Raw genomic sequence first — 20,240 nt, 5'->3', positions numbered from 1 at the left:
TGGGGGTCGCTGGGCACGGAGGCAGGCGCGGCGGGGCCCTCTGAGACACTTGTGCGCGATGAACGAGACAGCCGCCTTCCGCGTCCGCGCCGAGATCGACCTCGCCGCCCTCCGCGCCAACGTGCGCACGCTGCGCGCCCGCGCGCCGCACGCCGCGTTCATGGCCGTGGTCAAGGCCGACGCGTACGGCCACGGAATGGTGCCCTGCGCCAGGGCCGCCGTCCAGGCGGGCGCCACCTGGATCGGTGCCGCGACGCCGGAGGAGGCGCTGGCCCTGCGCGCCGCGGGCCTGCCGGGGCGGATCATGTGCTGGCTGTGGACACCGGGCGGCCCCTGGTGCGAGGGCGTCGAGGCCGACCTGGACATGTCGGTGAGCGCGCTGTGGGCGCTGCGCGAGGTGACGGCGGCCGCCCGAGCGGCGGGGCGCACCGCCCGCGTCCAGCTCAAGGCCGACACGGGACTGGGGCGCAACGGCTGCATGCCGGCCGACTGGCCGGAACTGATCGCCGAGGCCCTGCGCGCCGAGGCCGAGGGCCTGGTCACGGTCACCGGCCTCTGGTCGCACTTCGCGTGCGCCGATGAGCCGGGGCACCCCTCGATCGCCGCCCAGCTCACGGTCTTCCGCGAGATGGTGGCGTACGCCGAGGGCCAGGGCGTACGCCCCGAGGTCCGGCACATCGCCAACTCCCCGGGCACGCTCACCCTCCCGGAGGCGCACTTCGACCTCGTACGGCCCGGCATCGCGATGTACGGCATCTCGCCGAGCCCCGAGGTGGGCACGTCCGGCGACCTCGGGCTGCGGCCCGTCATGACGCTCAGCGCCTCGCTCGCCCATGTGAAGCACGCCCCGGCCGGCCACGGCGTGAGCTACGGACACCACTACGTCACCTCGGGCGCCACGACCCTCGGCCTCATCCCCGCCGGGTACGGCGACGGCATCCCGCGCCACGCCTCGGGCACGGCCCCGGTCCTGGTCGGCGGCAAGTGGCGGACGGCCGCGGGACGCGTGGCGATGGACCAGTTCGTGGTCGACCTCGGCGGGGACGAACCCGAAGTGGGCACCGAGGCCCTCCTGTTCGGCCCCGGCGACCGGGGGGAGCCGACCGCCGAGGACTGGGCGCGGGCCGCGGACACCATCGCGTACGAGATCGTCACGCGCATCGGATCGCGGGTGCCGCGCGTCCATGTGAATGAGCGGCCCGGCGCGGGAGAGACGGGAACGACCGGCCCGACCACTGACTAGGAGCGGCACGTGAGCGAGAGCAGCACGGGGGCTGCCGCGGCGGAAGCGGTGACGGACGTCGTGGCGGACGTCGTGACGGAGGTGACGGAGGTCGCCGCCGCCGCGGCCGGGAGCTGGCGCAGGGCCACCGTGGCGGGCGCCGCGCTCGGCGTGATCGCCGCCGGCGCGGCCGCGGGCGTCGCCATCGAGCGGCTCACCGTCGGCCGCGGCATCCGCAAGAAGGCACGGCTCGCGCTGGACGCGGCGGGCCCGTACGGCTCGCTGCGCGGCATGCCCGGCACGGCGTACGCGGACGACGGCACGGAACTGTCCTACGAGGTCGAAGAGGTCGAGGGGAGCAAGGAGGGCGGGGGCGCCGCGGGCGACGCGCTCACCGTCGTCTTCAGCCACGGCTACTGCCTGAGCCAGGACTCCTGGCACTTCCAGCGGGCCGCCCTGCGCGGTGCGGTCCGCGCGGTCTACTGGGACCAGCGCAGCCATGCCCGCTCGGGGCGGGGCGTCGACCAGGCCGAGCGCGGTGTGCCGGTCTCCATCGACCAGTTGGGCCGCGATCTGAAGGCGGTCATCGACACGGCCGCGCCGAAGGGGCCGCTCGTCCTCGTCGGGCACTCCATGGGCGGCATGACGACCATGGCCCTCGCCGACCAGTTCCCGGAGCTGATCCGCGAGCGCGTCGTGGGCGTCGCCCTGGTCGGTACGTCGTCGGGGCAGCTCGGTCAGGTGAATTTCGGGCTGCCGGTGGCGGGGATGAACGCGGTGCGCCGGGTGCTGCCCGGAGTGCTGCGCACGCTCGGCTCGCAGGCCGAACTGGTGGAGCGGGGGCGGCGGGCCACCGCGGACCTCTTCGCCGGGGTCATCAAGCGCTACTCGTTCTCGCGCAAGGACGTCGACCCGGCGATCGCGCGGTTCGCGGAGCGGATGATCGAGGCGACGCCCATCGACGTGGTCGCGGAGTTCTACCCGGCGTTCGCCGAGCACGACAAGGCGGCGGCGCTCGAACGCTTCGTGGGGCTGCCGGTGCTGGTGCTGGCCGGGGAGCAGGACCTGGTCACGCCGAGCGAGCACAGCGAGGCGATCGCGTCCCTGCTGCCGGACGCCCGCCTGGTCCTGGTCCCCGACGCCGGACACCTGGTCATGCTGGAGCACCCCGAGGTGGTCACGGAGCACCTCGCGGAGCTGCTCGCGCGGACGGGCGCCGGGCGGGCGGCAGCCGACGCGGGCTCCTCCAGCGGCTAACGTGGACGGCATGGAAGCACCGCACCACCAGGTCCCCGCGAACGTACTCACGACCACCGTGAACTCCCCCGAACGGATGGGCGAGTTGGGCCGCCGCCTGGCCAAGGTCCTGCGCCCCGGCGACCTCGTCATGCTCACCGGCGAGCTGGGCGCCGGCAAGACCACACTGACCCGCGGCCTCGGCGAGGGCCTCGGCGTGCGCGGCGCCGTCACCTCCCCGACCTTCGTCATCGCCCGCGTCCACCCGCCGCTCGGCCAGGGGCCCGCGCTCGTGCACGTCGACGCGTACCGGCTGGGCGGCGGGCTCGACGAGATGGAGGACCTGGACCTCGACGTCTCGCTGCCCGATTCGGTGATCGTCGTGGAGTGGGGCGACGGCAAGGTCGAGGAGCTGTCGGACGACCGGCTGCACGTCGTCATCGACCGGGCCGTCGGCGACACGACGGACGAGGTGCGCGAGGTGACGCTGACCGGCCTCGGCGCGCGGTGGGCGGACGAGGACCTGGCCGCTCTGGCCGCCTGACCCCCGCGGGGGCGATCGGCCGGGCTCCGCAAGGGTCGTCGGTACGTTCACCCGAAGGTTCCGACATGTCGTCGGCAAAATGTTGCGTCGCGTGCGCCGGGCGTGGTCACATGGGTACCGGTCCTGGTTAGGTCTACCTAACCACGTCTGCCCCCGGGAGCCCAGGAGGCATCCATGTCGGCTTCAGAACGTGACGCACCGCCGCGGCCGCACGCGCCCGGGCTGCCGGGACCCGCGGCCGCCCCGGGTCCCGCGCAGCTGTCGATGAGGGACCTGCTCGCGTCGTGCGCCGCCGCGAGCGCGGTCTCCACGCCGCCCCGCGACCCGGCGCCCGCCGGGGCCGCCGCGGGCGTGCCCGGCGCGCCTACGGAATGACGACGACCTTCTTGCTGATCGTCGCGAACTCCCACATCGCGTCGCCGTGCGCGCGCGACTCGCGGATGCCGCCCGTCCTCTTCGCCGGGTCCGGCTTCGGCGTCGAGCCGTCGACGGCCGCGCTGAAGCCGATCGTGATGCCCTCGACGCTCGTGAACCGCACGACGTGCTCGATCGGCACGCCATCCGTTCCGGTGACGGTCCCCGAGCGCGAGGTGACGGCGTAGGTGCCCGGCGGCGGGTCGACCGAGCCGGGCGTCACCGGGAACGTGACGCGCAGCTTCCCGGAGGCCTCCACCAGCCACACCCGGTCCTCGCCCACGGAGTACACGACCCGCTCGCCCTTGCCGGACTCCGCGGGCACGGCCGCCGGGTTCGCCTTGTCCTTGGGGGAGCGCGGGGTGGCGGAAGCGGACTTCTGGGGCCGCTTGGCCAGGCTGTCCGGCACATGGGCCGACGCCTGATAGGCGAGGAAGCCGACCGCGGCGACCGCGGCGGCGGTGAGCGCGGCCACGAACCCCGAGCTGCTCCTTGACACCTTTCGCCACCCACCTCGTCGTACGGCATACGGCTACGCAGTGACGGTAGCAGCAGGCGTAGCCCAACCCGGGGCGGCCGTGCGGCAGGCGCCGGAGCCGTAGGCTGTTCGCGTGCTCTTGCTCGCTCTTGATACCGCAACGCCCGCCGTCACCGTCGCCTTGCACGACGGCTCCTCCGTCGTGGCCCAGTCGAGCCAGGTGGACGCCCGCCGGCACGGGGAGCTGCTGCTCCCGGCCGTCGACCGCGTGCTCGCCGACGCCGGGCTGAGACTCGACGCCGTCACCGGCATCGTCGTGGGCGTGGGCCCCGGCCCCTACACCGGACTGCGCGTCGGCCTCATGACCGCCGACACCTTCGGCCTCGCCCTCGGCGTCCCCGTGTACGGCGTGTGCACGCTGGACGGCCTCGCGTACGCCTCCGGCATCGAGGACGGCCCCTTCGTGGTGGCCACCGACGCCCGGCGCAAGGAGGTCTACTGGGCGCGTTACGACAACGCGCGCACCAGGGTGGGCGAGCCCGCCGTCGACCGGCCCGCGCAGCTCGCCGCCGACGTCGAGGGCCTGCCCGCCGTCGGCGCGGGCGCGCTGCTCTACCCCGACGTCTTCCCGGACGCCCGCGCCCCCGAGCACGTCTCGGCCGCGGCGCTCGCGTCCCTGGCCGCCGAGAAGCTCGCCGCCGGCGAGGCGCTCCTGGAGCCCCGGCCGCTGTACCTGCGCCGGCCCGACGCGCAGGTGCCGAAGAACTACAAGGTGGTCACCCCCAAGTGAGCGACGTCAACGCGGCCGTCGCGCTGCGCGAGATGCGCTGGTGGGACATCGACGCGGTGTTCGCCCTGGAGAAGGAGCTGTTCCCGGACGACGCCTGGTCGCGCGGCATGTTCTGGTCCGAGCTGGCCCACGCGCGCGGGCCGCGGGCCACCCGCCGCTACGTGGTCGCCATGGCCGGCGAGCGCCTCGTCGGGTACGCGGGGCTCGCCGCCCAAGGGGACCTCGCCGACGTCCAGACCATCGCCGTCGCCCGCGACCACTGGGGCACCGGGCTCGGCGCCCGGCTGCTCACCGACCTGCTCCAGGCCGCGACCGCCTTCGAGTGCGCCGAGGTCATGCTGGAGGTGCGGGTCGACAACACCCGGGCGCAGAAGCTCTACGAGCGCTTCGGCTTCGAGCCCATCGGCTTCCGGCGCGGCTACTACCAGCCCGGCAACGTGGACGCCCTGGTCATGCGCCGCACCGATCCCTCCACCCCCGTATCCGGCGTACAAGGAACCGAGATTCATGGCTGACTCGCGCGACGAACCCCTCGTCCTCGGCATCGAGACCTCCTGCGACGAGACCGGTGTCGGCATCGTCCGCGGCACCACCCTGCTCGCCGACGCCGTCGCCTCCAGCGTCGACGAGCACGCCCGCTTCGGCGGTGTCGTGCCCGAGGTCGCCTCCCGCGCGCATCTGGAGGCGATGGTGCCGACCATCGAGCGCGCCCTGAAGGAAGCGGGGGTGAGCGCGAAGGACCTCGACGGCATCGCGGTGACCGCCGGTCCCGGGCTCGCGGGCGCGCTGCTCGTCGGCGTCTCGGCGGCCAAGGCGTACGCGTACGCTCTCGGCAAGCCGCTGTACGGCGTCAACCACCTCGCCTCGCACATCTGTGTGGACCAGCTGGAGCACGGGCCGCTGCCCGAGCCGACCATGGCGCTCCTGGTCTCCGGCGGCCACTCCTCGCTGCTGCTCTCCGCCGACATCACCTCCGACGTGCGGCCGCTCGGCTCGACCATCGACGACGCGGCGGGCGAGGCCTTCGACAAGATCGCGCGGGTGCTGAACCTCGGCTTCCCCGGCGGTCCCGTCATCGACCGGTACGCGCGCGAGGGCGACCCGAACGCCATCGCCTTCCCGCGCGGGCTCACCGGGCCGCGCGACCCCGCGTACGACTTCTCCTTCTCCGGGCTCAAGACGTCCGTCGCCCGCTGGATCGAGGCCAAGCGGGCCGCGGGCGAGGACGTGCCGGTGCGGGATGTGTCGGCGTCCTTCCAGGAGGCCGTCGTCGACGTGCTGACCCGCAAGGCCGTGCGGGCCTGCAAGGACGAGGGCGTCGACCACCTCATGATCGGCGGTGGCGTGGCCGCCAACTCGCGGCTGCGGGCGCTCGCCCAGGAGCGGTGCGAGAAGGCCGGGATCCGGCTGCGCGTGCCGCGCCCCAAGCTGTGCACGGACAACGGCGCGATGGTCGCGGCCCTCGGCGCCGAGATGGTGGCCCGCAACCGCGCGGCCTCCTCGTGGGACCTGTCGGCCGACTCCTCGCTGCCGGTGACGGAGCCGCACGTGCCGGGGCACACGCACTCCCACGACCACGTGCACGAGGTCAGCAAGGAGAACCTCTACTCGTGACCGTCGCGCTGATGTGGGAGGCCCGGGCCGCCGAGGGGCGGGGTGCGGAGCTGCTGACGTGGGCGCGGGCACAGCGGTTCGAGGCCGTGCCGCTGCGGCGGGAGCACTTCCGCGCCCCGCAGGACCGGGTCCTCGTCATCACCTGGTGGGACGCCGCGTACGACGCCGACCTCCCGGAGCTGCCGGACCCGGCGCCGGAGCTGGTGGCCCGCGCGGTGCACCGCTGGCGGTTCGAGCCGGCGGACACAGACTGATGCCCGACGCCTGACGCTCACGCCTTGCGGTACGTCAGCAGGTACCGCCAGAACAGCAGCTGCCGCACGCCGGCGCCGGGCAGGAGGCGGGCCGCCTCGGCCCGGATCTCGGGGGGCGTCATGTCGGGCTGCCGTACCGGGGCCCTGAGCGGGGGCGAGTACGTGCCGCGCAGGCGTTCGCCCGTGTAGACCGCCAGCCGTGCCACGGCGTTGGCGGGCGACGCCGCGAGGTCCCACCACGTCCTCCCGGCGTAGCAGCCGAGGACGAGCAGGGTGCCGCCCGGCGCGAGGGCGTCGCGCAGCCGGGTGACGGTGGCGAACGGCATGTGGTGCAGGCTCGCCAGGCAGGTGACGACGTCGTAGTGCCCCTCGGGCAGGTCCCGTTCGGTCACGTCCGCCCGCTGGAACCGGGGCCCGCCGCCAAGCGCCCGGGCCTCGGCGATGACCTCGGCGGACGGATCGAGCGCGTCGACCGTGTAGCCGCGTGCGGCGAGGCGCCGGGCGAAGCGGCCGGTGCCGCAGCCGACGTCGAGGGCGGTGCGGCCGGCCGGCGGCAGCTCGCGCAGGAGCATCCGGTGGTAGTGGTCGTTGTGGTCGAAGGGCATGGCGTGAGCCTGCCAGAGGGGGCCGAAGAGGCGCGGGGGACCGCGCGCGCCGCGGTCGGCCCTCGGCCGGCGCCGTTCAGCCCGTGGGCACCGGGTGGCCGATCAGCATGGCCGGGGCGCCCGCCACCCTCGTGAGGAAGACCGTCGCCGCGTTCTTGCCCTGCGGCTTCACCTTGCGGCGCAGTTCCTCCGGCTCCACCGCCGAGCCCCGCTTCTTCACCGTCAGGACGCCGACCTCCCGCTCCCGCAGCAGGGCCTTCAGCTTCTTCACGCCGAACGGGAGCTGATCGGTGATCTCGTACGCCGCCGCGTAGGGGGTCGCGTGCAGCGCGTCGGACGTGACGTACGCGATGGTCGCGTCGATCAGTCCGCCCTCGACCCGGGCCGCGACCTCGGCGACGAGGTGCGCGCGGATGACGGCGCCGTCCGGCTCGTACAGGTACCGCCCCACGGGCCGAACCTCGGGGTCGGGCAGCATCGTGGCCAGCGGGCTCCCCAGGGAGACGTTCCGTGGCAGGAGCGTCGCGCGGTGCGAGGCGGGCGCGTCCGTGCCGAACCACAGCACCGCCTCCTTGACGTCACCGCCGTCCGAGATCCATTCGGCCGCCGCCTCGGCGGGAATCGCCTCGTGCGGGATGCCGGGAGCGATCTTCAGGGCGGCGCGCGGGGCCCCGAGCGCCGTCCGGACGGCCCAGGACAGCGGCGGGGAGTAGGACTCCGGGTCGAAGATGCGGCCGCGCTTGGAGGAGCGGCGTGCCGGGTCCACGAACACCGCGTCGTACGCCGATGTGTCCACGTTCGTGACATCGGCCTCGCGCACCTCGATGAGGTCGGCGAGCCCCAGCGCCTCCGCGTTGGCGCGGGCGACGGCGCAGGTCAGCGGGTCACGGTCGACGGCGAGGACGGAGATGCCGGCCCGCGCCAGGGCGATGGCGTCACCGCCGATGCCGCAGCAGAGGTCGGCCAGGGAGCGCACGCCCAGCGCCTTGAAGCGCGCGGCGCGGTGCGCGGCGACGGAGGCGCGGGTGGACTGCTCGACGCCGTTCGGCGTGAAGAACATCCGGGCCGCGTCCTCGGCGCCGAACTTCGCCGCCGCCCGGTGGCGCAGGCGGGCCTGGGCGAGGGCGGCGGAGACCAGCGGCGCCGGGTACTCGCGGCGCAGCCGGGTGGCGGCGGCCAGCTCCTGCGCGGGCTCGACGTCCCGTACCTCGGCGAGCAGGGCCCGGCCCGCCTCGGTGCGCAGGGCGGCGAAGGCGGCGATCGGGTCGCCGGGGGCGGTGTCGCCAGTGGCGGGGGCAGCGGCGGCGTCAGGTCCGGGCGGCGTGTTCGGGTCGTTCACCCGCCCCATTGTGGGCCAGTCGGTGGATGGTGCGCGGCGGGCGGCGGTGTCGGGCCGGGAACAGGGCCCCGGGCTGCGAGGATCCGGCGCCATGCAACTCGTACGACAAAACGAAGAATGCGCCGTAAGGCGGAAGAATCGTTCGCGTGTCGCTGTCGCGGCGCTGACCGTCACGGCGATCGCCTCCGGCTGCGCCTCCGGGGGCGGATCCGACGCCGTACGGCCCGCCCACGGCCAGCAGCCGCTCCAGGCGCCGCCCGCCCGCGCCTTGCACTCCTACGCCCAGCAACTCGGCGCCGCCCATGCCGCCCGGGTCACGGCGGCCAAGCGCTGGGGCCTCGCGAGGACCCCGCTGACCGCGCCCGCCCCGCCCATGACCAAACCGCGGCTCAAGACCCGCCGGGGCTTCGAGGTCAAGGGCCAGTCGAAGCTGCCGCCGGTCTTCACGACGATCCCGACCAAGAAGAGGGTCGTCTTCCTGACCATCGACGACGGCGCCGAGAAGGACCCGGCGTTCCTGCGGATGATGAGCGACCTGCGGATCCCGTACACCGCCTTCCTCAGCGACTACCTGGTCAAGGAGGACTACGGCTACTTCACGAAGATGCGCGACCGCGGCGTCTCCCTGAACAACCACACCCTCAACCACCGCTACATGCCAGGACTGTCCTACCGACGCCAGCGCCGCGAGATCTGCGGCATGCAGGACGTCATCGAGAAGCGCTACGGCAAGCGGCCGGAGCTCTTCCGGCCGCCGTACGGCAACTACAACCGGGACACGCTGCGCGCCGCCAAGTCCTGCGGCATCAAGGCGGTGCCGCTGTGGAACGCGGAGGTCTTCGCCGACCGCATGGACTACCGCGAGTGGGACCGCGACCTGCACCCCGGCGACATCATCCTCACCCACTTCAGGGGCCACGAGGACTGGAAGGGCACCATGCCCGACATGGTCCGCCGGGCCATGCGGACGGTCACCGCCAAGGGCTACGCGGTGGCCAGGCTGGAGGACTACCTGTGATCCGGCGGGCGCGGGTGTGCCGCCGCCTCCTCGTGGGGGCCCTGCTGTGCGGAGTACTCGCGCCCGCGACGCTGGTGTCCTGCGCGGAATCGGTGGACCCGATCGAGCGCCTGGGCAGGAAAGCCGCGGAGAAGATGCCTCCGCGGGGACGGGGGAGCACGGGCGACCCGGGCGCCGACCGCTGCGGGCGGCCCCGCCCCGGCGGTCCGGTGCCACCCCGCCCCGGCGATCCGGTGCCACCCCGCCCCGGCGGTCCGGTGCCACCCCGGGCCGGCGATCGGGTGCCGCCCCCCGCCGGGCGCACGGGGACGCCTCGGCCCGGCGATCCGGAGCCGCCCCGCCCCAGCGATCCGGAGCCGCCCCGCGCCGGGCGCACGGACCTGCCCCATCGACGTGCCGAGCCGTCGGAGGAACTTCGGGGCCGCACATCTCGTTGTCCGGACAGGGCCACACCCCTGCCCTCGGGACCGGGAGGCGCCCCGTCCCCGTAAAGCGCCGCGCAGTGGATTGGCACTCCGCTTGACCGAGTGCTAATCGCCGTCCTAGTCTCGCTTCTGGCACTCCCCGTTGGAGAGTGCCAACAGCGACGGGCAGGTCCGGCACCCGCGACGACGGATCCACCTGGTCGCCACACCTCAGACTGTTAACCCCGTGAGATCTCCGAAGGGGGAGACCGGAACGTGACGACCACCAGCTCCAAGGTTGCCATCAAGCCGCTCGAGGACCGCATTGTGGTCCAGCCGCTCGACGCCGAGCAGACCACGGCCTCCGGCCTGGTCATTCCGGACACCGCCAAGGAGAAGCCCCAGGAGGGCGTCGTCCTGGCCGTGGGCCCGGGCCGCTTCGAGAACGGCGAGCGCCTGCCGCTCGACGTGAAGACCGGCGACATCGTGCTGTACAGCAAGTACGGCGGCACCGAGGTGAAGTACAACGGCGAGGAGTACCTCGTCCTCTCGGCCCGCGACGTGCTCGCGATCGTCGAGAAGTAGTTCACCGCTTCACCTGCTTCACCAGCAGATTTGCTTTTGAGCTGCGCCCCTGGTCACCCCGCTGATTGCCGGGCGGCGAGGGGCGCGGTTCGTTAACCCGAGTTTTCGAGAGGGCTGAATCGCTCCCATGGCGAAGATCCTGAAGTTCGACGAGGACGCCCGTCGCGCCCTTGAGCGCGGCGTCAACAAGCTTGCCGACACGGTCAAGGTGACGATCGGCCCCCGCGGCCGCAACGTCGTCATCGACAAGAAGTTCGGCGCCCCGACCATCACCAACGACGGCGTCACCATCGCCCGTGAGGTCGAGGTCGAGGACCCGTACGAGAACCTCGGCGCCCAGCTGGTGAAGGAGGTGGCGACCAAGACCAACGACATCGCTGGTGACGGCACCACCACCGCCACCGTGCTCGCCCAGGCCCTGGTCAAGGAAGGCCTGCGCAACGTCGCCGCCGGCGCCTCCCCGGCCGCCCTGAAGAAGGGCATCGACGCCGCCGTCAAGGCCGTCTCCGAGGAGCTCCTCGCCACCGCCCGTCCGATCGACGACAAGGCCGACATCGCGGCCGTCGCCGGTCTGTCCGCCCAGGACCCGCAGGTCGGCGAGCTGATCGCCGAGGCGATGGACAAGGTCGGCAAGGACGGTGTCATCACCGTCGAGGAGTCCAACACCTTCGGCCTGGAGCTCGACTTCACCGAGGGCATGGCCTTCGACAAGGGCTACCTGTCCCCGTACATGGTGTCCGACCAGGAGCGTATGGAGGCCGTCCTCGACGACCCGTACATCCTGATCCACCAGGGCAAGATCTCCTCCATCCAGGACATGCTGCCGCTGCTGGAGAAGGTCATCCAGGCCAACTCCTCGAAGCCGCTCCTGATCATCGCCGAGGACGTCGAGGGCGAGGCCCTGTCGACCCTGGTCGTGAACAAGATCCGCGGCACCTTCAACGCCGTCGCGGTGAAGGCCCCCGGCTTCGGCGACCGCCGCAAGGCGATGCTCGGCGACATGGCCACCCTCACCGGTGCCACCGTCATCGCCGAAGAGGTCGGCCTCAAGCTCGACCAGGTCGGCCTGGACGTGCTCGGCACCGCCCGCCGCGTCACCATCACCAAGGACGACACCACGATCGTCGACGGCGGCGGCAACAAGGCCGACGTCGAGGGCCGCGTCAACCAGATCAAGGCCGAGATCGAGGCCACGGACTCCGACTGGGACCGCGAGAAGCTCCAGGAGCGCCTCGCGAAGCTGGCCGGCGGCGTGTGCGTCATCAAGGTCGGCGCCGCCACCGAGGTGGAGCTGAAGGAGAAGAAGCACCGTCTGGAGGACGCCATCTCCGCGACCCGCGCCGCGGTCGAGGAGGGCATCGTCTCCGGTGGTGGCTCCGCGCTCGTCCACGCCGTGAAGGTCCTCGAGGGCAACCTCGGCAAGGAGGGCGACGAGGCCACCGGTGTCGCCGTCGTCCGCCGCGCCGCCGTCGAGCCGCTGCGCTGGATCGCCGAGAACGCCGGCCTGGAGGGTTACGTCATCACCTCCAAGGTCGCCGAGCTGGACAAGGGCTTCGGCTTCAACGCCGCGACCGGCGAGTACGGCGACCTGGTCAAGGCCGGCGTCATCGACCCGGTCAAGGTCACGCGCTCCGCGCTGGAGAACGCCGCGTCCATCGCCTCGCTGCTGCTGACGACCGAGACGCTCGTCGTCGAGAAGCCGGCCGAGGACGAGGGCGACGCGGGCCACGGCCACGGCCACGGTCACTCGCACTGACGTGCGCTCTCGCTGAGCGCTGAGGCCCGGCTTCCCTCGCTTGTGGGGGAAGCCGGGCCTCAGCCTTTTCGGGGCCGCGTCCGCCGGGTTGCGCTGTCTTCGCCGGGTGCGGGCCTGTTCCTGGCCGGTCGCGCAGTTCCCCGCGCCCCTGAACGGCGTCTGGCGTAGCGCCCCTGGAAGGGGCGCGGGGAACTGCGCGAGGACGGACCACGGCCCGCGGCCGGTGAACACACCAGCCCGGCAGACGCGAGGGTCCCAGGAACAAGACCCTATTGAGGCCCGTACTTGCGGCCCGTGCGGGACGTGACGCCGCCCAGAAGGGACCTCGGCACCACCTTCACCAGGCCCATCAGGGCCTTGTAGCGCGGATCGGGGACGGAGACGGTCCGGCCCCGCGCCAAGTCGGCGAGCCCCGCCGCCACCAGCTTGTCCGCGTCGAGCCACATCCATTCGGGGATGTTGGACGTCCCCATCCCGGCCCGCTCGTGGAACTCCGTACGGACGAAGCCGGGGCACAGCGCCATCAGCCGCACCCCGCTGCCCGCGAGGTCCTTCGCCGCGCCCTGGGTGAACTGCACGACCCACGCCTTCGAGGCGCCGTACGTCCCGCGCGGCACGAACGCCGCCACCGAGGCGACGTTCACCACCCCGCCCCGGCCCCGCTCCCGCATCGACTCCGCGGCCGCCGACGTCAGCCGGAGCACCGCCTCGCAGTGCACCTTGAGCATGGTCAGCTCGTCGGCCATCGCGACCTCCAGGTACCGGCCCTTGTTGCCGAACCCGGCGTTGTTGATCAGCAGGTCGACGGCGTCCCTGCGGTGGGAGAGCCGCTTCTCGACGGCTTCGATGCCGCTGTCCGTCGACAGGTCCGCGGTGAGCACCTCCGCCTCGATGCCGTGCCGGTCGTGCAGCTCGGTCGCCTGTTCGCGCAGCCGCTTGGTGTCACGCGCCACCAGGACGAGGTTGTGGCCGTCACCGGCGAGGCGGCGCGCGAAGGCGGCGCCGATGCCGGCGGTCGATCCCGTAATCAGAGCCGTAGTCATGGACCAAGGCTAGTGAGATTCGGCCACGGCCGGGCCGGGCGCACGCCACGACCCCGGGTCACGAGACCCGCGCGCCGTACCGCGCCACGTACCTGCGCGCCCGCTCCGCCGCTTCGGGATGCAGCGCGTCCCCGGCGTCGAGCAGCCGGGGCAACAGCTCCTGCTCGGTGGTGACGGCCCGGAACTGGAGGCCGACGGTGATCTCGTGCCCGGGCCGGTGCACGATCTCGACGGCGTCCCCGGTCCGGATCTCGCCGGGCTCGACCACCCGCAGATAGGCGCCCGGGGCCGCCTCCCGCGTGAACGCCTTCACCCAGCCCTTCTCGCCGAGGTGACCCTGGAACGTACGGCAGGGGATGCGCCCGCTGGTCACCTCCAGCACCAGGTCGGGGCCGATCCGCCAGCGCTCGCCTATCTTCGCGCCGTTCACGTCGAGCCCGGACGTCGTGAGGTTCTCGCCGAACGAGCCGTCCGGCAGGGCCCGCCCGAGCCTGCGTTCCCAGGCGTCGAGGTCCTCGCGGGCGAAGGCGTACACCGCCTGGTCGTTCCCGCCGTGGTGCCGCGTGTCGCAGACCTCGTCGCCGGCGAGTCCGCTGCCGCCGACACCCTTGGCGCCCGGCGCCGCCACCCTGACCGGTCCGGGCACGGGGCGCTTGTCGATGGCGGTGCCACCGGAGGGGGCGTCGGTGTAGTCGACGGCACGGAAGCGGCCCACGTTGACAGAGAGAATCTTCATGACCGGGCAGATTAGGCGAGCACCACCCAAAGGTGCGAGGCGATATTTCACGCCAGGCCCAAGCGACGCTTATGCTCGAAGCATGATCGAGGCCCGTCACCTCCGTGTCCTGCGCGCCGTGGCCGCCACCGGCTCCTTCTCCGCCGCGGCCCGCGAGCTCGGCTGCACCCAGCCCGCCGTGAGCCAGCAGATGAAGGCCCTCGAAGCGTCCACCGGTACGCCGCTGCTGATCCGCACCGGCCGCGAGATGCGCCTGACGCAGGCGGGCGAGGCCCTGGTCCGGCATGCCGCGGGCATCCTCGCGGGCCTCACCGCCGCGGAGGAGGAGGTGGCCGCCATCGCGGGCCTGCGCGCCGGCCGGGTCCGGCTCGTCTCCTTCCCGAGCGGCAGTTCGACGCTGGTGCCCGGCGCCCTCGCGGCGCTGCGCGCGGCGCATCCCGGGACACGCGTCTCCCTGGTGGAGGCCGAACCGCCGCGCTCGGTGGAGATGCTGCGCGAGGGCGACTGCGACGTGGCGCTGGCCTTCCGGTACGCGGCGCGGCGCGAGACCCCTCAGGGCAAGGCGGACGGCGCGTCCGCCGCCGAGGACTGGGACGACCTCGTCGTGCGCCCGCTGCTCGCGGACCGGCTCGTCGGCCTCGTGCCCGAGGGGCACCGGCTCGCCGGGGCGGACGCCGTCACCATCGGGGAGTTCGCCGACGAGCCGTGGATCGCGGGCTGCCCGCGCTGCCGCCGGCAGCTGGTGGAGGTCTGTGAGGGGGCCGGCTTCGTGCCCCGGATCGACTTCGCCACCGACGACTACCCGGCGGTGATCGGCCTGGTCGGCGCCGGCCTCGGGGTGGCGGTGCTGCCCGAGCTGGCGATCGAGTCGGTGCGCCCCATGGGCGCCCGGACGGTGACGGTCGAGCCGGCCGTGCGGCGGGAGATCGTCGCGCTCACGCTGTCGGACCTGGCGCAGGTGCCGGCCGTCGCCGCCACGCTGGACCACCTGGCGCGCGCGGCGGCCCGCTGACCCGCGCGACCGGCACGGGCGCTGTGCGGAACGGCCACGGGTGCTGTGCGGAACGGGCCCACGGCCCCTGTGCAGAAACGTTCCTTCAGAGCGGTGAGACGGTCTCGCTCAGTGCGGTGAGACCGCTCCGCCGGGCGCGGACGCCGTGACGAGGCGATGGCGCGCCCGCCCCATCAGCTCCTCGCGCTCGTCCTCGGTCAGCCCACCCCACACGCCGTACGGCTCGCGCACCGCGAGCGCGTGAGCGGCGCACTCCGCACGCACCGGGCACCGCATGCAGACCTCCTTGGCGGAGTTCTCTCGTGCGCTGCGCGCGGCACCCCGCTCGCCTTCCGGGTGGAAGAAGAGCGAGCTGTCGACCCCGCGGCAGGCGGCGAGGAGCTGCCAGTCCCAGAGATCTGCGTTCGGTCCGGGAAGGCGGGAGAAATCTGCCATTGCTGTTCCCCTTGAAGCCGTTCTGACGCGGGTACGGTGCCCATGACCGTACATCTACTGTCTAAGGAGATGAAAATATGACTCATTGCGAATCTAGCCACAGACACCGATAAAAGGGAAGAAAAAGAGCTAAATGGGGCATAGGTTGTGATGAAACCTTGAGGGTGTGCCGCACGCTCTGCTCTGTGTCCGCGCCCTCACGTAGAGTGCCGAAGATGGCTGACTGCCCCGTAACTCTTTCGGGTGACCGTCGTTGAGAGTGCGAGGCGGTTGAAAGAAGAAGCGCTCGGGCAGGTGTCCGAGAGCGTCAACCGCACAGGTGACGAATATGTACCAGCCTGGAGGCTCAAGGTGACGCGCAGCAGCTGTGAGAGCCGCGGAGGACAGTCATGACATCCGTCCTCGTCTGCGACGACTCCCCGCTTGCCCGAGAGGCGCTCCGTCGAGCGGTCGCGACCGTGCCCGGCGTCGAGCGTGTGACGACGGCGGCCAACGGCGAGGAAGTCCTCCGCCGCTGGGGCGCCGACCGCTCGGACCTGATTCTGATGGACGTACGCATGCCCGGTCTGGGCGGCGTGGAGACCGTCCGGCGGCTGCTGTCCGCCGACCCCGGTGCGCGCATCATCATGCTCACCGTCGCCGAGGACCTCGACGGGGTCGCGCTCGCGGTGGCCGCCGGCGCCCGCGGCTATCTGCACAAGGACGCCTCGCGCGCCGAACTGCGCGCGACGGTCACGCAGGCGCTCGCCGACCCCACGTGGCGGCTCGCCCCGCGCAGACTGCGCTCGGCCGAGATGGGCGCCGCGCCCACGCTCACCGCGCGGGAGATCCAGGTCCTGGAGGGCATGAGCCACGGCCGGTCGAACGCGGAGATCGGGCGTGAGCTGTTCCTCTCCGAGGACACGGTGAAGACGCACGCCAGGCGGCTCTTCAAGAAGCTCGGCGCCTCGGACCGGGCGCACGCGGTGGCGCTCGGCTTCCGCTGGGGCCTGGTCCGCTGAGTGTGCCGCAGCGGGGGCGCGACGCCTCCCGCCCGCCACACGGTGGGCGGGGCGGCGGACGCCCGCCGCACCCCTCCTCGGGAGCGGTTGGTGTCGCTTCGCGGCCGATGCCGCATCCTTGAGGTGTGGAGTTCCTCGGGGACGAGTCGATCGAGCGGGAGGGGAGGGCGCAGGAGATGAGTTCCGGCGCACCTGCTCATAACGCTTCAGTGCACAACTACGGACGCGGTGCCGCGGATCAGCCGCCGTCAAGGCACCATGGACCGATGCGCGATGACAAGACGACGGTGATCGGTGCCCTCGTCCTTCGCGCCGTCGAGGGCGACGAGCAGGCCACGCACGACCTTCTCGCACACGTGCACCCGCTCGCGCTGCGCTACTGCCGCGCCCGGCTGTCCCGGCTGCCGGGTGACGCGCGGCACTTCGTGGAGGATCTGGCGCAGGAGGTCTGTGTCGCCGTACTCCTCGCCCTGCCGCGCTACAAGGACACGGGACGCCCCTTCGAGGCGTTCGTCTTCGCGATCGCCGCGCACAAGGTGGCCGACCTCCAGCGGGCGGCCATGCGCCGTCCCGGCTCGACCGCCGTGCCCTCCGACGAGATGCCCGAGCGGCCGGACGACTCGCTCGGCCCCGAGGAGCGCGCCCTGCTCAGCAGTGACGCGGAGTGGGCCAAGAAGCTCCTCGCCAACCTCCCGGAGAACCAGCGCGAGCTGCTGCTGCTCAGGATCGCCGTCGGCCTCACGGCCGAGGAGACCGGCCAGATGCTGGGCATGTCCCCGGGAGCGGTGCGCGTGGCCCAGCACCGGGCGCTGAGCCGGCTGCGGGCCCTGGCCGAGCAGTGAGTCGTCGTACGGGCCAGTGCCGTACGAACGTCCAAAGAATGCCGATGATCTTGATCGTGGAATGAGACACCCCTCGTTCCCGTTAGCATGGACATCCGCACCGATCAAGGCCATTTGGGGAAGGTGTCATGACTGCAAACGGCGGTTCTTCGACTGGGGTGCCCGAGAAATTCGCGACACTAGGGCTGACCTATGACGACGTGCTGCTGCTGCCGGGCGCGTCGGACATGGCGCCCGACCAGATCGACACCTCCTCGTACATCTCGAAGAACGTGCGGGTGAACGTCCCGCTGCTGTCGGCCGCGATGGACAAGGTCACCGAAGCCCGGATGGCGATCGCCATGGCGCGCCAGGGCGGCGTCGGCGTGCTGCACCGCAACCTCTCCATCGCCGACCAGGCCAACCAGGTCGACCTGGTCAAGCGCTCCGAGTCCGGCATGGTCACCGACCCGATCACGGTGCACCCGGACGCGACGCTCGCCGAGGCCGACGCGATCTGCGCCAAGTTCCGCATCAGCGGCGTCCCGGTGACCGACGCGGCCGACCGGCTGCTGGGCATCGTCACCAACCGCGACATGGCCTTCGAGAACGACCGCAGCCGTCAGGTGCGCGAGGTCATGACGCCGATGCCGCTGGTCACCGGCAAGGTCGGCATCTCCGGTGTGGACGCCATGGAGCTGCTGCGCCGCCACAAGATCGAGAAGCTTCCGCTGGTCGACGACGCGGGCGTGCTCAAGGGCCTCATCACGGTCAAGGACTTCGTGAAGGCCGAGAAGTACCCGAACGCCGCCAAGGACGGCGAGGGCCGACTCCTGGTCGGCGCCGCCGTCGGCGTCGCGGGCGACGCCTTCGAGCGTGCCCAGGCGCTGGTCGCCGCGGGCGTCGACTTCATCGTCGTCGACACGGCGCACGGCCACTCCCGCCTCGTCGGTGACATGGTCGCCAAGATCAAGTCCGACGCCCCGGGCGTCGACGTCATCGGCGGCAACATCGCCACCCGCGAGGGCGCCCAGGCGCTCATCGACGCCGGTGTCGACGGCATCAAGGTCGGCGTCGGCCCCGGCTCCATCTGTACGACGCGTGTCGTCGCCGGTATCGGCGTCCCCCAGGTGACGGCCATCTACGAAGCCTCGCTCGCCGCCAAGGAGGCCGGTGTCCCGGTCATCGGCGACGGCGGCCTGCAGTACTCCGGAGACATCGCCAAGGCGCTCGTCGCCGGCGCGGACACGGTCATGCTGGGCTCGCTGCTCGCCGGCTGCGAGGAGTCGCCGGGTGAGCTGATGTTCATCAACGGCAAGCAGTTCAAGTCCTACCGCGGCATGGGCTCGCTCGGCGCCATGCAGTCGCGCGGTGACCAGCGCTCCTTCTCCAAGGACCGCTACTTCCAGGAGGGCGTCGCCTCCGACGAGAAGCTGGTGCCCGAGGGCATCGAGGGCCAGGTGCCCTACCGCGGCCCGCTCTCCGCGGTCGTCCACCAGTTGGTCGGCGGCCTGCGCCAGTCGATGTTCTACGTCGGCGGACGGACCGTCCCCGAGCTCCAGGCCAACGGCCGCTTCGTGCGCATCACGTCCGCGGGCCTCAAGGAGAGCCACCCGCACGACATCCAGATGACGGTCGAGGCGCCGAACTACAGCCGTCACAAGTAGTCTTCCGGCTCCACGCGCGCGTGAAGGGGCGGTCCCGGCTCACCGGGGCCGCCCCTTGCGTGTGTGTCGGGGATACTGGACAGGCAGACCAAGAGGGAAAGGCCCCACAACGTGACTGAGATCGAGATCGGGCGCGGCAAGCGCGGCCGCCGCGCGTACGCCTTCGACGACATCGCCGTCGTACCGAGCCGGCGCACCCGCGACCCGAAGGAGGTCTCGATCGCGTGGCAGATCGACGCCTACCGCTTCGAGCTGCCCTTCCTGGCGGCCCCCATGGACTCCGTGGTCTCGCCGCGGACCGCCATCCGCATCGGTGAGATGGGCGGCCTGGGCGTCCTGAACCTCGAAGGCCTCTGGACGCGGTACGAGGACCCGCAGCCGCTGCTGGACGAGATCGCCGAGCTGGACCCGGAGACCGCCACGCGGCGCCTCCAGGAGATCTACGCCGCCCCGATCCAGGCCGACCTCATCGGACAGCGCATCAAGGAGGTGCGCGACTCCGGTGTGGTCACCGCCGCCGCGCTCTCGCCGCAGCGCACCGCCGAGTTCTCCAAGGCCGTCGTGGACGCCGGCGTGGACATCTTCGTGATCCGCGGCACCACCGTCTCCGCCGAGCACGTCTCCGGCGCCGCCGAGCCGCTGAACCTGAAGCAGTTCATCTACGAACTCGACGTGCCGGTCATCGTGGGCGGCTGCGCCACCTACACCGCCGCCCTGCACCTGATGCGCACCGGCGCCGCGGGCGTCCTGGTCGGCTTCGGCGGCGGCGCCGCGCACACCACGCGCAACGTCCTCGGCATCCAGGTGCCGATGGCCACCGCCGTCGCCGACGTCGCGGCCGCCCGCCGCGACTACATGGACGAGTCCGGCGGCCGGTACGTGCACGTCATCGCCGACGGCGCCGTGGGCTGGTCCGGCGACCTGCCCAAGGCCATCGCCTGCGGCGCCGACGCCGTCATGGTGGGATCCCCGCTGGCCCGCGCCACGGACGCGCCCGGCAAGGGCCACCACTGGGGCATGGAGGCCGTCCACGAGGACGTGCCGCGCGGCAAGAAGGTCCACCTGGGCACGGTCGGTACGACCGAGGAGATCCTCACGGGTCCCTCGCACATCCCCGACGGCTCGATGAACTTCTTCGGTGCCCTGCGCCGTGCCATGGCGACGACGGGCTACAGCGAGCTCAAGGAGTTCCAGCGCGTCGAGGTGACGGTCGCGGACGCGCAGCACAAGCGGTGACGCTCGCGCCGGTCGTGTGACGTCGTGAAA

Annotated in this window: 22 protein-coding genes; 16 read left to right on the top strand and 6 right to left on the bottom strand. The window is 72.3% G+C overall.

Features of this window, described 5'->3' with window-relative positions:
- The first annotated feature begins 58 nt into the window (after positions 1 to 58).
- From alr to ACZ5GP_RS25290, 4 genes are all read left to right on the top strand, one after another.
- A complete protein-coding gene (gene alr / locus ACZ5GP_RS25305; protein ID WP_468753007.1) occupies positions 59 to 1,243 on the top strand; it encodes an alanine racemase in 1,185 nt (394 codons plus the stop codon).
- Between the two features lie 9 nt (positions 1,244 to 1,252).
- Positions 1,253 to 2,479 carry an alpha/beta fold hydrolase gene (locus ACZ5GP_RS25300; protein ID WP_468753006.1) on the top strand — a complete coding sequence of 409 codons (1,227 nt, stop codon included), beginning with the start codon at positions 1,253 to 1,255 and terminating at the stop codon, positions 2,477 to 2,479.
- A 10-nt stretch (positions 2,480 to 2,489) separates the two neighbouring features.
- Positions 2,490 to 3,002: a tRNA (adenosine(37)-N6)-threonylcarbamoyltransferase complex ATPase subunit type 1 TsaE gene (tsaE, locus tag ACZ5GP_RS25295; RefSeq protein WP_468753005.1), complete on the top strand. Its 513-nt coding sequence runs from the start codon at positions 2,490 to 2,492 to the stop codon at positions 3,000 to 3,002.
- 174 nt (positions 3,003 to 3,176) lie between these two features.
- Entirely contained in the window at positions 3,177 to 3,377 is a 201-nt protein-coding gene (locus tag ACZ5GP_RS25290; RefSeq protein ID WP_468753004.1) for a hypothetical protein, read from the top strand.
- Here the strand turns inward: ACZ5GP_RS25290 and ACZ5GP_RS25285 are convergent.
- Entirely contained in the window at positions 3,367 to 3,915 is a 549-nt protein-coding gene (locus ACZ5GP_RS25285; RefSeq protein WP_468753003.1) for a hypothetical protein, read from the bottom strand. The two genes, ACZ5GP_RS25290 and ACZ5GP_RS25285, sit on opposite strands and share 11 nt — an antisense overlap.
- A gap of 112 nt (positions 3,916 to 4,027) precedes the next feature.
- Between ACZ5GP_RS25285 and tsaB the strand changes: the two genes are divergently transcribed.
- Genes tsaB through ACZ5GP_RS25265 form a run of 4 tightly spaced genes read left to right on the top strand, consistent with a single transcriptional unit; the run spans position 4,028 to position 6,552 of the window.
- Positions 4,028 to 4,684: a tRNA (adenosine(37)-N6)-threonylcarbamoyltransferase complex dimerization subunit type 1 TsaB gene (gene tsaB, locus ACZ5GP_RS25280; protein WP_468753002.1), complete on the top strand. Its 657-nt coding sequence runs from the start codon at positions 4,028 to 4,030 to the stop codon at positions 4,682 to 4,684.
- A gap of 32 nt (positions 4,685 to 4,716) precedes the next feature.
- Complete coding sequence (rimI, locus tag ACZ5GP_RS25275; RefSeq protein ID WP_358577471.1) at positions 4,717 to 5,199, top strand: ribosomal protein S18-alanine N-acetyltransferase; 483 nt, start codon at positions 4,717 to 4,719, stop codon at positions 5,197 to 5,199.
- Positions 5,192 to 6,298, top strand: a complete 1,107-nt coding sequence (gene tsaD, locus ACZ5GP_RS25270; RefSeq protein WP_358577429.1) for a tRNA (adenosine(37)-N6)-threonylcarbamoyltransferase complex transferase subunit TsaD — start codon at positions 5,192 to 5,194, stop codon at positions 6,296 to 6,298. Before rimI ends, tsaD begins: the two co-directional genes overlap by 8 nt.
- The gene (locus ACZ5GP_RS25265; protein WP_468753001.1) at positions 6,295 to 6,552 is read left to right on the top strand and encodes a hypothetical protein; all 258 of its coding nucleotides are present in this window, start codon (positions 6,295 to 6,297) and stop codon (positions 6,550 to 6,552) included. The genes tsaD and ACZ5GP_RS25265 overlap by 4 nt, the downstream gene beginning before the upstream one ends.
- Before the next feature lie 17 nt (positions 6,553 to 6,569).
- Here ACZ5GP_RS25265 and ACZ5GP_RS25260 read toward each other — a convergent pair whose 3' ends face one another.
- Both ACZ5GP_RS25260 and ACZ5GP_RS25255 read right to left on the bottom strand, forming a co-directional pair.
- Complete coding sequence (locus ACZ5GP_RS25260) at positions 6,570 to 7,157, bottom strand: class I SAM-dependent methyltransferase (RefSeq protein ID WP_468753000.1); 588 nt, start codon at positions 7,155 to 7,157, stop codon at positions 6,570 to 6,572.
- A 76-nt stretch (positions 7,158 to 7,233) separates the two neighbouring features.
- The gene (locus tag ACZ5GP_RS25255) at positions 7,234 to 8,505 is read right to left on the bottom strand and encodes a class I SAM-dependent methyltransferase (protein ID WP_468752999.1); all 1,272 of its coding nucleotides are present in this window, start codon (positions 8,503 to 8,505) and stop codon (positions 7,234 to 7,236) included.
- A gap of 82 nt (positions 8,506 to 8,587) precedes the next feature.
- Between ACZ5GP_RS25255 and ACZ5GP_RS25250 the strand changes: the two genes are divergently transcribed.
- The 3 genes from ACZ5GP_RS25250 (at position 8,588) to groL (ending at position 12,259) form a co-directional block, all read left to right on the top strand.
- Positions 8,588 to 9,514, top strand: a complete 927-nt coding sequence (locus tag ACZ5GP_RS25250) for a polysaccharide deacetylase family protein (protein ID WP_468752998.1) — start codon at positions 8,588 to 8,590, stop codon at positions 9,512 to 9,514.
- A 680-nt stretch (positions 9,515 to 10,194) separates the two neighbouring features.
- Positions 10,195 to 10,503, top strand: coding sequence for a co-chaperone GroES (gene groES / locus ACZ5GP_RS25245; RefSeq protein ID WP_017239619.1), 309 nt, complete (start codon positions 10,195 to 10,197; stop codon positions 10,501 to 10,503).
- Positions 10,504 to 10,630: 127 nt separating this feature from the next.
- Positions 10,631 to 12,259, top strand: coding sequence for a chaperonin GroEL (gene groL, locus ACZ5GP_RS25240; protein ID WP_358577442.1), 1,629 nt, complete (start codon positions 10,631 to 10,633; stop codon positions 12,257 to 12,259).
- A 269-nt stretch (positions 12,260 to 12,528) separates the two neighbouring features.
- Here groL and ACZ5GP_RS25235 read toward each other — a convergent pair whose 3' ends face one another.
- Both ACZ5GP_RS25235 and ACZ5GP_RS25230 read right to left on the bottom strand, forming a co-directional pair.
- Positions 12,529 to 13,302, bottom strand: coding sequence for an SDR family NAD(P)-dependent oxidoreductase (locus tag ACZ5GP_RS25235; protein ID WP_468752997.1), 774 nt, complete (start codon positions 13,300 to 13,302; stop codon positions 12,529 to 12,531).
- A 58-nt stretch (positions 13,303 to 13,360) separates the two neighbouring features.
- Positions 13,361 to 14,038 (bottom strand): MOSC domain-containing protein, encoded by a 678-nt coding sequence (locus ACZ5GP_RS25230; protein WP_468752996.1) that lies wholly within the window; start codon positions 14,036 to 14,038, stop codon positions 13,361 to 13,363.
- Positions 14,039 to 14,120: 82 nt separating this feature from the next.
- Between ACZ5GP_RS25230 and ACZ5GP_RS25225 the strand changes: the two genes are divergently transcribed.
- A complete protein-coding gene (locus ACZ5GP_RS25225; protein ID WP_468752995.1) occupies positions 14,121 to 15,050 on the top strand; it encodes a LysR family transcriptional regulator in 930 nt (309 codons plus the stop codon).
- 108 nt (positions 15,051 to 15,158) lie between these two features.
- On the opposite strand, the gene ACZ5GP_RS25220 is transcribed toward ACZ5GP_RS25225, so the two are convergent.
- Positions 15,159 to 15,485, bottom strand: a complete 327-nt coding sequence (locus tag ACZ5GP_RS25220; RefSeq protein WP_358589990.1) for a WhiB family transcriptional regulator — start codon at positions 15,483 to 15,485, stop codon at positions 15,159 to 15,161.
- A gap of 389 nt (positions 15,486 to 15,874) precedes the next feature.
- Here ACZ5GP_RS25220 and ACZ5GP_RS25215 point away from each other — a divergent pair, with 389 nt between their 5' ends.
- The 4 genes from ACZ5GP_RS25215 to ACZ5GP_RS25200 all read left to right on the top strand — a co-directional run bounded on the left by ACZ5GP_RS25215 (position 15,875) and on the right by ACZ5GP_RS25200 (position 20,210).
- Positions 15,875 to 16,486 (top strand): response regulator transcription factor, encoded by a 612-nt coding sequence (locus ACZ5GP_RS25215; protein ID WP_003948568.1) that lies wholly within the window; start codon positions 15,875 to 15,877, stop codon positions 16,484 to 16,486.
- A gap of 266 nt (positions 16,487 to 16,752) precedes the next feature.
- A complete protein-coding gene (locus ACZ5GP_RS25210) occupies positions 16,753 to 17,328 on the top strand; it encodes a sigma-70 family RNA polymerase sigma factor (protein ID WP_358589992.1) in 576 nt (191 codons plus the stop codon).
- A gap of 128 nt (positions 17,329 to 17,456) precedes the next feature.
- Complete coding sequence (gene guaB, locus ACZ5GP_RS25205; protein ID WP_468752994.1) at positions 17,457 to 18,974, top strand: IMP dehydrogenase; 1,518 nt, start codon at positions 17,457 to 17,459, stop codon at positions 18,972 to 18,974.
- A 111-nt stretch (positions 18,975 to 19,085) separates the two neighbouring features.
- Positions 19,086 to 20,210, top strand: a complete 1,125-nt coding sequence (locus ACZ5GP_RS25200) for a GuaB3 family IMP dehydrogenase-related protein (RefSeq protein WP_468752993.1) — start codon at positions 19,086 to 19,088, stop codon at positions 20,208 to 20,210.
- The last annotated feature ends 30 nt before the right edge of the window (positions 20,211 to 20,240 follow it).

The sequence above is a fragment of the Streptomyces sp. NPDC031466 genome, from assembly GCF_055581265.1.
The sequence above is the reverse complement of the archived record's forward strand: the minus strand, read 5'-3'. Positions and strand labels throughout refer to the sequence as shown.

Bases quoted from the DNA above. Each gene is read 5' to 3' on its own strand.
- alr (WP_468753007.1), top strand. From the start codon at position 59: ATGAACGAGACAGCCGCCTTCCGCGTCCGCGCCGAGATCGACCTCGCC.
- tsaD (WP_358577429.1), top strand. From the start codon at position 5,192: ATGGCTGACTCGCGCGACGAACCCCTCGTCCTCGGCATCGAGACCTCC.
- groL (WP_358577442.1), top strand. From the start codon at position 10,631: ATGGCGAAGATCCTGAAGTTCGACGAGGACGCCCGTCGCGCCCTTGAG.
- ACZ5GP_RS25290 (WP_468753004.1), top strand. From the start codon at position 3,177: ATGTCGGCTTCAGAACGTGACGCACCGCCGCGGCCGCACGCGCCCGGG.
- ACZ5GP_RS25260 (WP_468753000.1), bottom strand. From the start codon at position 7,157: ATGCCCTTCGACCACAACGACCACTACCACCGGATGCTCCTGCGCGAG.
- ACZ5GP_RS25210 (WP_358589992.1), top strand. From the start codon at position 16,753: ATGCGCGATGACAAGACGACGGTGATCGGTGCCCTCGTCCTTCGCGCC.
- rimI (WP_358577471.1), top strand. From the start codon at position 4,717: ATGCGCTGGTGGGACATCGACGCGGTGTTCGCCCTGGAGAAGGAGCTG.
- ACZ5GP_RS25215 (WP_003948568.1), top strand. From the start codon at position 15,875: ATGACATCCGTCCTCGTCTGCGACGACTCCCCGCTTGCCCGAGAGGCG.
- ACZ5GP_RS25255 (WP_468752999.1), bottom strand. From the start codon at position 8,505: ATGGGGCGGGTGAACGACCCGAACACGCCGCCCGGACCTGACGCCGCC.
- ACZ5GP_RS25250 (WP_468752998.1), top strand. From the start codon at position 8,588: ATGCAACTCGTACGACAAAACGAAGAATGCGCCGTAAGGCGGAAGAAT.
- ACZ5GP_RS25230 (WP_468752996.1), bottom strand. From the start codon at position 14,038: ATGAAGATTCTCTCTGTCAACGTGGGCCGCTTCCGTGCCGTCGACTAC.
- ACZ5GP_RS25225 (WP_468752995.1), top strand. From the start codon at position 14,121: ATGATCGAGGCCCGTCACCTCCGTGTCCTGCGCGCCGTGGCCGCCACC.
- ACZ5GP_RS25235 (WP_468752997.1), bottom strand. From the start codon at position 13,302: ATGACTACGGCTCTGATTACGGGATCGACCGCCGGCATCGGCGCCGCC.
- guaB (WP_468752994.1), top strand. From the start codon at position 17,457: ATGACTGCAAACGGCGGTTCTTCGACTGGGGTGCCCGAGAAATTCGCG.
- ACZ5GP_RS25220 (WP_358589990.1), bottom strand. From the start codon at position 15,485: ATGGCAGATTTCTCCCGCCTTCCCGGACCGAACGCAGATCTCTGGGAC.
- tsaE (WP_468753005.1), top strand. From the start codon at position 2,490: ATGGAAGCACCGCACCACCAGGTCCCCGCGAACGTACTCACGACCACC.